The sequence below is a fragment of the Acinetobacter sp. YH12099 genome (assembly GCF_013419195.1).
GTDB classification, from domain to species: Bacteria; Pseudomonadota; Gammaproteobacteria; order Pseudomonadales; family Moraxellaceae; genus Acinetobacter; species Acinetobacter towneri.
In genome coordinates this window covers 333,092-340,964 of sequence record NZ_VPAP01000001.1, presented here as the reverse complement: position 1 = coordinate 340,964, position 7,873 = coordinate 333,092, and the positions used below count along the sequence as shown (strand labels likewise).

Below are 7,873 nucleotides of genomic sequence, written 5' to 3'. Positions count from 1 at the left end.
TCAGCTTGCTTCAAGATACTCATGATCAAGCTGTCTGAATACTTAGATGTTTTCATAGAAAATCTCCTTAAATCAAGGTTATTCGATTTTCTACTTTTAAACTCAATTATTTTTAGGGAGGATTACCTTCCAATAATTTGATGCAATTTAGCTAAAACTTCCTTTTAACAAAAAACCAGTGAATTTTACAATTCACTGGTTTTTGAAATGACATTATGTAGAGCGCATGGGCCGATGTACTACCCAAGCGGCATAAAGCAATTAATTAATCGAATCATCCAAGTTTGGAGCTAACCAACGCTTCGCTTCATCTAAACTCCAGCCTTTACGCTGTGCGTAATCTTCAAGCTGATCTAACGAGATTTTACCTGCGTTAAAGTACTCAGAAGCAGGGTTGGCATAGTAGAAGCCACTCACAGATGAAGGCGGCCACATCGCAAAGCTGCTGGTCAGCTGTGTGCCAATCTTTTCAGTCGAACCTAACCAGTTAAACAGTGTGGCTTTTTCAGAGTGCTCAGGGCAAGCAGGGTAGCCTGGTGCAGGACGAATCCCCACATATTTCTCTTTAATTAGCTCTTCATTACTTAGCTGCTCATTCGGCTGATAGCCCCAGAATTCTTTACGAATACGCTCATGCAAATGCTCTGCAAATGCTTCTGCAAAACGGTCACCCAAAGACTGCACCAAAATGGCAGAATAGTCATCGCCTTTGGCTTTAAACTCATTGGCCATTTCTTCCGCACCAAAAATCGACACGGTAAAGCCGCCCAAGTAATCTTGCCCTTGCTCTGTAGTTGCGACAAAGTCTGCCAAAGACAAGTTTGGTTTACCTGTGACTTTGTCTGACTGTTGACGAATATGATGGAAGGTATGCGTTACTTGATTACGTGCTGCATCATATACTTGTACTGAATCTGCCGCAGAACGGTTGGCAGGGTAAATCCCAAAGACTGCACGTGCATCAAAGCGATTATTTGCAATAATATCTTTGAGCATGGCTTGCGCTTGGTTATATAAGTCGGTTGCAGCTTCGCCCACCACTTCATCTTCCAGAATTTTCGGGAATTTGCCCGCCAAACTCCAAGAAATAAAGAATGGTGTCCAGTCAAAGTATGGCAACAAGGTTTCAAGCGGATAATTAGTCAGCACTTGAGTTCCAATTAAGTTTGGTACTGCAGGCGTATAGTTGTCCCAATCAATTTTCAAACCATTGTCGATGGCTTCTGCATACGACAATTTCGCAGCTTTTGGTTGCTTATTGGCAATACGTTCACGAATTTTAGCGTATTCCGCACGGTGCTCTGCAACAAAAGCAGGTTTCATTTCAGGAGAGAGTAAGGTTGTCGCAACACCAACGGCACGCGAAGCATCGGCAACGTAAATGACAGCATCGTTTGAGAACTGTGGATCAATTTTAACTGCAGTATGTGCTTTAGATGTGGTTGCGCCACCAATCAACAATGGAATGTTAAAGCCTTTACGCTGCATTTCTTTGGCAACAAAAACCATTTCATCTAAAGATGGGGTAATCAGACCAGACAAGCCAATGATATCGACTTTTTCGTCAATGGCAGTTTGCAGGATTTTTTCTGCAGGTACCATCACACCGAGATCGACAATATCGTATCCATTACAGCCCAAGACTACGCCCACAATATTTTTACCAATGTCGTGAACGTCACCTTTTACCGTTGCCATCAAGACTTTACCTTTAGACTGACCTTCGGTTTTTTCAGCTTCGATGTACGGGTTGAGCCATGCAACGGCTTGTTTCATCACACGGGCAGATTTCACCACTTGTGGCAGGAACATTTTACCTGCACCAAACAAGTCACCGACCACGTTCATGCCATCCATCAACGGGCCTTCAATCACATCTAATGGACGTTTGGCTTTCAGGCGCGCTTCTTCGGTGTCTTCATTAATAAAGGTGGTGATGCCTTTAACTAAAGCGTACTCAAGACGTTTTTCGACAGATTCACTACGCCATTCTAAGTTTTCTTCGGCTTTTTGTGCGCCTGATTGACCACGATATTTTTCTGCCACTTCTAGCAGTTTTTCTGTGGCATCCTGACCGCTTTCACCTTGGTTCTGGTTCAGAATAACGGCTTCAACTGCTTCTTTCAGTTCTTTCGGGATGTCATCGTAAATTGCCAACTGACCTGCGTTGACAATCCCCATGGTCATGCCTTGCTGAATAGCGTGATATAGGAATACCGCGTGAATGGCTTCACGTACAGGTTCGTTACCACGGAATGAGAAAGATACGTTCGATACACCGCCTGAAATCATGGCATGCGGCAGGTTTTGTTTAATCCAGCCTGTGGCTTCAATAAAATCGACTGCGTAGTTGTTGTGTTCTTCAATACCTGTCGCAACTGCAAACACGTTCGGATCAAAAATAATGTCTTCGGCAGGGAAGCCAACATCATTGACCAAAACGTCATAAGAGCGTTTACAAATTTCGCGCTTACGTGCCACAGTATCGGCTTGTCCGACTTCGTCAAAGGCCATAACAATGACAGCTGCGCCGTATTGGCGGCAGAGGCGGGCTTTTTCGACAAACTCGTCATAACCTTCTTTTAAGGAAATAGAGTTGACAATGGCTTTACCTTGTACGCATTTCAAGCCTGCTTCAATGATTTCCCATTTAGAGGAGTCAATCATGATAGGTACGCGAGAAATATCAGGCTCAGATGCCACCAAGTTCAGGAAGTGCACCATCGCACCTTCTGAATCGAGCATGCCTTCATCCATGTTGATGTCGATGATTTGCGCACCGCTTTCTACCTGTTGACGAGCAACATCTAAGGCTTCGGCAAAGTTTTCTTCACGAATTAAACGCAGGAATTTTTTAGAACCTGTGACGTTGGTACGTTCGCCCACGTTTACAAATAAAGAGTCATCATAAATGTTAAATGGTTCTAAACCACTTAAACGGCATGCAGGTTTAATCTCTGGAATTTTACGCGGTGGAATGTCTTTTACCGCATTGTAAATCGCGCGGATATGATCAGGCGTTGTACCACAGCAACCGCCTGTAATATTGATCAAGCCGCTTTCAGCAAATTCTTTGAGGAAAGCTGCGGTTTCTTCAGGCGTTTCATCATAACCACCAAATGCGTTGGGTAAGCCCGCGTTCGGGTGTGCAGAAACAAACACATCGGCAACGTCTGAAACGGTTTTAACGTGTGGACGCATGGCATCTGCGCCCAAAGCACAGTTAAAACCAATTGAAAGTAAATCGCCATGACGTACCGAGTTCCAGAAAGCTTCTGCAGTTTGACCCGTTAAGGTACGTCCTGAAGCATCGGTAATGGTACCTGAAATCATCAACGGCAATTCACGCCCGAGCTGTTTAAACACTTCTTTGACCGCAAAAATCGCAGCTTTACAGTTTAAGGTGTCAAATACAGTTTCAATGAGCAGGATATCTGCACCACCTTCAATTAAGGCATGCGCAGCTTCAATATAGTTTTCTTTGAGTGCATCAAAGCTAATGTTACGAAATGCAGGGTCGTTTACATTTGGTGAAATTGAACAGGTACGCGATGTTGGCCCAAGTACACCTGCCACAAAACGTGGTTTGTCTGGTGTTGAATATTTTTCACAGGCAGCTTTGGCTAAACGCGCTGCTTCGCGGTTAATTTCTGGAACCAAATCTTCCATGTGATAGTCAGACATAGAAACGCGTGTGCCGTTAAAGCTGTTGGTTTCAATAATGTCTGCACCCGCATCTAAGTAGGCTTCGTGAATACCCTGAATAATGTGCGGTTGGGTCAGTACCAATAAATCATTGTTGCCTTTGAGGTCATGTGCCCAATCTGCAAAACGCTCACCACGATAATCGGCTTCTTCCAATTGATGGCGTTGAATCATAGTACCCATAGCACCATCGATAATTAAAATTCTTTGGGCAAGAAGCGCTTTCAGGGTGGTAAGCGTGGACATAAAAAACCCTTTATGACTGAATCCGAAATGAGCGCTATTTTAGCAGAGTTCGCACGGCTTTCGTGCACTTGAAGCGACCAGAGAGAGTGGAAGTCGTAAAAATAGTGCATAAAGCAGTATTTTTAGGATTTTGCTGTAGCTTTTGAACCTAAATAAAAGTTGTGATGAGGAACATTCTAATTTTGATTTTACTTTGATGCGTCATCGCTTTGTCATATTGCTCAGGCAAAATTGGCTCACGGTAAATTTTGTCTGAAATTTTAGGCAAATATGACAAAGGTGTAACAATCTAAATTTGAGAGAATGGCATAAGAAAAGTAGGTTTATTTATTCTAAGTGTTTAAATTTAAATGTTAATTTTAATTTTATGCACAAAAAAAACAGCTTAAAGTGTGAAAATAAAGTATGAAAGTTGCTTTATATAGCAGCTCTTTGTCATATAATTGTCACAATTTAATTGAACAATAAGGGGATTTTAAATCCTCTTTTCTGCTTGCATGAATTCTAATCCAACTCCTGTAGATTCAGCACACAAGTCGACCACTAAATCGACCAATGTTCATGTGCCTACACCGAAATTTTTTATGCCGGTGTTTTTAACGATCATCGTTTCTACCCTTATTTATATTGGTTTCCAATTGTCTGCGGACTTATCCCACGTGCCTGCGCTAAGCATGTACTCGGTGATTTTATTGGCGACCGCTTTATTCATTGCCTTAGGCTTTGAATTTGTGAATGGTTTCCACGACACAGCTAACGCAGTGGCAACGGTTATTTATACCAATGCCCTGTCTGCACCTGTGGCAGTAATGTGGGCGGGTTTCTGTAACTTCCTTGGGGTGATGGTCGCCAGTGGCGCAGTTGCCTACGGTATTATTGCCTTACTTCCAGTCGAATTGATTATGAATGTCGGTTCAGGCGCAGGCTTTGCCATGGTTTTTGCCATGTTGATTGCCGCGATTGTCTGGAACTTAGGAACGTGGTTTTTCGGTATTCCTGCTTCAAGTTCGCACACTTTAATCGGTTCGATTTTAGGTGTGGGGATTATGAACTACTTGCTGAACTCAGGTGCGGGTGCAAGTGGCGTAGACATGGAACAAGTCATGAAAGTGGGCAAGGCTTTATTGTTCTCGCCACTGATTGGTTTTGCCTTTGCTGCGATTTTGTTCTTCTTGGTGAAAAAAATCTTCAAGAAACAAATGGAGTTGTTCCAGCCACCTGAAGGCAATAAGCCACCACCACCACTGATTCGTGCCATTCTAATTTTTACTTGTACTGGGGTAAGTTTTGCGCATGGTTCAAACGATGGTCAAAAGGGCATGGGTTTAATCATGTTGATTTTGATCGGGATTGTGCCGTTGGCGTACTCGTTAAATAAAGAGTTAGACCAAAACCACATTCAATCGTTCCAACAGCTTTCAACGCAAACAGCTGATGTGATTTATGCACAACATGTCGATATGCCAGATGAAAAAGCACGTCAGGTCATCACTAGCTATATTCAGACCAAAGAAATTACCCCTGAAGTCGTGCCTGCTTTGGCAAGCTTAACTGACCATTTGGGTGAGCGTGTGGGTCAATATGGCAACTTGAAAGATGTGCCTGAAGCTGAAGTAGCAGAAATGCGTAATGATATGTATTTAAGCACGACTTCATTCAAGCGTTTAGACAAAGCCAATGCCTTGCCTGAAATGTCGGAAGAACAGAAAAAAGTGGTTAAAAGCTACCGCAGCCATTTAGATTCATTCTTACAATACATTCCAACTTGGGTCAAAGTTGCCGTTGCCTTAGCACTAGGCTTGGGTACGATGGTCGGCTGGAAACGTATTGTGGTGACTGTTGGTGAACGTATCGGTAAGCAGCACATGACTTATGGTCAAGGTATGTCTGCCGAGCTTGTGGCAATGTCAACTATTGCTGCTGCAGATGGTTTGGGGATGCCAGTTTCAACTACACACGTACTGAACAGTGCGGTGGCAGGTACCATGGTGGCAAATAAATCGGGTCTGAATTTCCAAATGGTGCGTACAATTCTTTCGGCTTGGATTTTCACTTTACCTGCGACAATTTGTTTATCGGGTAGCTTGTTCTGGTTGTTCTTAAAAGTGTTTTAATCCATTCTCAACTTTTTTGAGTGGTTGAAAAAAGCGCTGTGATGATACAGCGCTTTTTTTATACCTGCAGATCAGTCTAGAGAAATATTTGCAGGCAAGTTTTTGAATAGATAGATTAGCGGTTTACATTACTTTTTAAATTTTTGGATGACTTTGTCCAGTGGTAATTTATCTGCAGCAAAGCCATAGAGCGCAGCGAAAGGTAGGGCCGTTCGTGCCAAATACGCCACGCGCCACAATCCACCATGGTTCGCACCTTCCATCATCAATTCGAGCGGATGCTCAAGTTTCACTTCAGGATTGGCTGCCGAGTTTGGATTGCGTAAGTCATGAATCCACAATGCCGCCATAATCGCATTGGTGGTTTCAGGGCTAAATGCTTCAACATCAAACAAACTTGCGCCACTAAATGCTGCTTTGAGTAATGGATTTTTGGTCACAGAGTGTGTGGTGGTCGAAGGTGCAATATTGATGCTGACATGCTGTCCTTGATGACGCGCTAAAATTGCACGCCATTGCTGGATGCGTTTTGCTAAAGCATAGTTTGGCCCTTGTTCAACCACCAAACAGTCGGCAATACCATAATGTTGACCATTGTCTGAAGCAATTAAATTATGCAGATTCTTTTGGAAGAAATGACTGCGTGAAATGGTTTCAATACTTTTGGTGAGTAGCTTTTGCCCTTGTGAACGCTGCTGAAACTTCTCTGCCGATGCGCTAATCACTTCTTCAGGAACGGCATAAACATCGGTTGGGGTACACATAAACATAAGGCTGCTATCAGCTTTGTGTTCGCTGACATATTGCATAATGGCATCCATCGCCATCGCAACACGCACGTGTTTTTCACCATCTAAATAGGCAATGGCTGCTAAATCTAGCGTTTCAGGTTTTTGAGCTAACCATTGTGCAATTTCTGGGGTTTGTGTCAGTAGATTTGCACCCAACTGTTCTGTTAAAATATCAAGTGGGGTATCTGCCGCGAGTTGTGTTGTACTGGGTGCATATAAGGTGGCATTGCCTTGTTGCACAGTGCTTAAAATTTTATTCCACACACGGCTATTTGGTAAATCGACTGCAATAATATTGGCTTTCCATTTGGCTAACCATGTGAGTGGCCCTGCTTCTGAAGCTGCACCAAATAGCACCATGTTACGGTCAGACAAATCAAACCATTCAGGATGCGCCATTGCAGCATTTAACGCTTCGGCATGACTTGGTTCAATAATGCCTGCTGCTAGCCAAATTGCAATTTGATCTAGTAGAGCTTGACCTTGTAACTTTTGCCCACGATACGGCACATACCATTCGGGTGCTGCTTGGCTGCTGCCTTGTAATTTAAAGGTATGTAAAGTTTCAGTAGGCAAGAGCATGACATCTTTCAGCACATATTTTTGCTCATGACGATAAAACTCAAAACTTTGATGCGCTTTTCTTAAACCATCTTCTGCAATTTGAATTGCGTTAGCTTGTTCACGAATACCATTGGTCACGAGGGCTTTAAAGTATTTTGGATAGTGTTTACGCCAGTTTTTTTCTGCCAAAGCATCGACTGAGCTTTGATGATCGACTGTGGCTAAGGCTTCGGCAATAATTTGTTTGCCCGTGCTTGAGGTGCTGGGTTTATGATTTTCTGGATGAATTGGAAACTGTAAGCCATCGTAAGAAGTGGACATGCAAAAACTCGCAAACTAAATTGAAATTAATATACAGATGTATACATTATCTATGCCAAGTTGCGATATGGGGTAGCAAAAACTACCAAAATTGAGTGAAATTTGAATAAAAAAACCTTCACGAAGTGTAAA

The 7,873-nt window shown here is 42.9% G+C and carries 3 protein-coding genes; 1 reads left to right on the top strand and 2 read right to left on the bottom strand.

Annotated elements, in window-relative coordinates; all coding sequences use genetic code 11:
- Positions 1-261: 261 nt before the first annotated feature.
- Positions 262-3,951, bottom strand: a complete 3,690-nt coding sequence (gene metH / locus FTU39_RS01670; protein WP_180051638.1) for a methionine synthase — start codon at positions 3,949-3,951, stop codon at positions 262-264.
- A gap of 497 nt (positions 3,952-4,448) precedes the next feature.
- On the opposite strand from metH, the gene FTU39_RS01665 reads away from it, so the two are divergent.
- Complete coding sequence (locus tag FTU39_RS01665) at positions 4,449-6,065, top strand: inorganic phosphate transporter (RefSeq protein WP_004972047.1); 1,617 nt, start codon at positions 4,449-4,451, stop codon at positions 6,063-6,065.
- A gap of 128 nt (positions 6,066-6,193) precedes the next feature.
- On the opposite strand, the gene FTU39_RS01660 is transcribed toward FTU39_RS01665, so the two are convergent.
- A complete protein-coding gene (locus FTU39_RS01660; protein WP_004972044.1) occupies positions 6,194-7,741 on the bottom strand; it encodes a hypothetical protein in 1,548 nt (515 codons plus the stop codon).
- Positions 7,742-7,873: the final 132 nt, after the last annotated feature.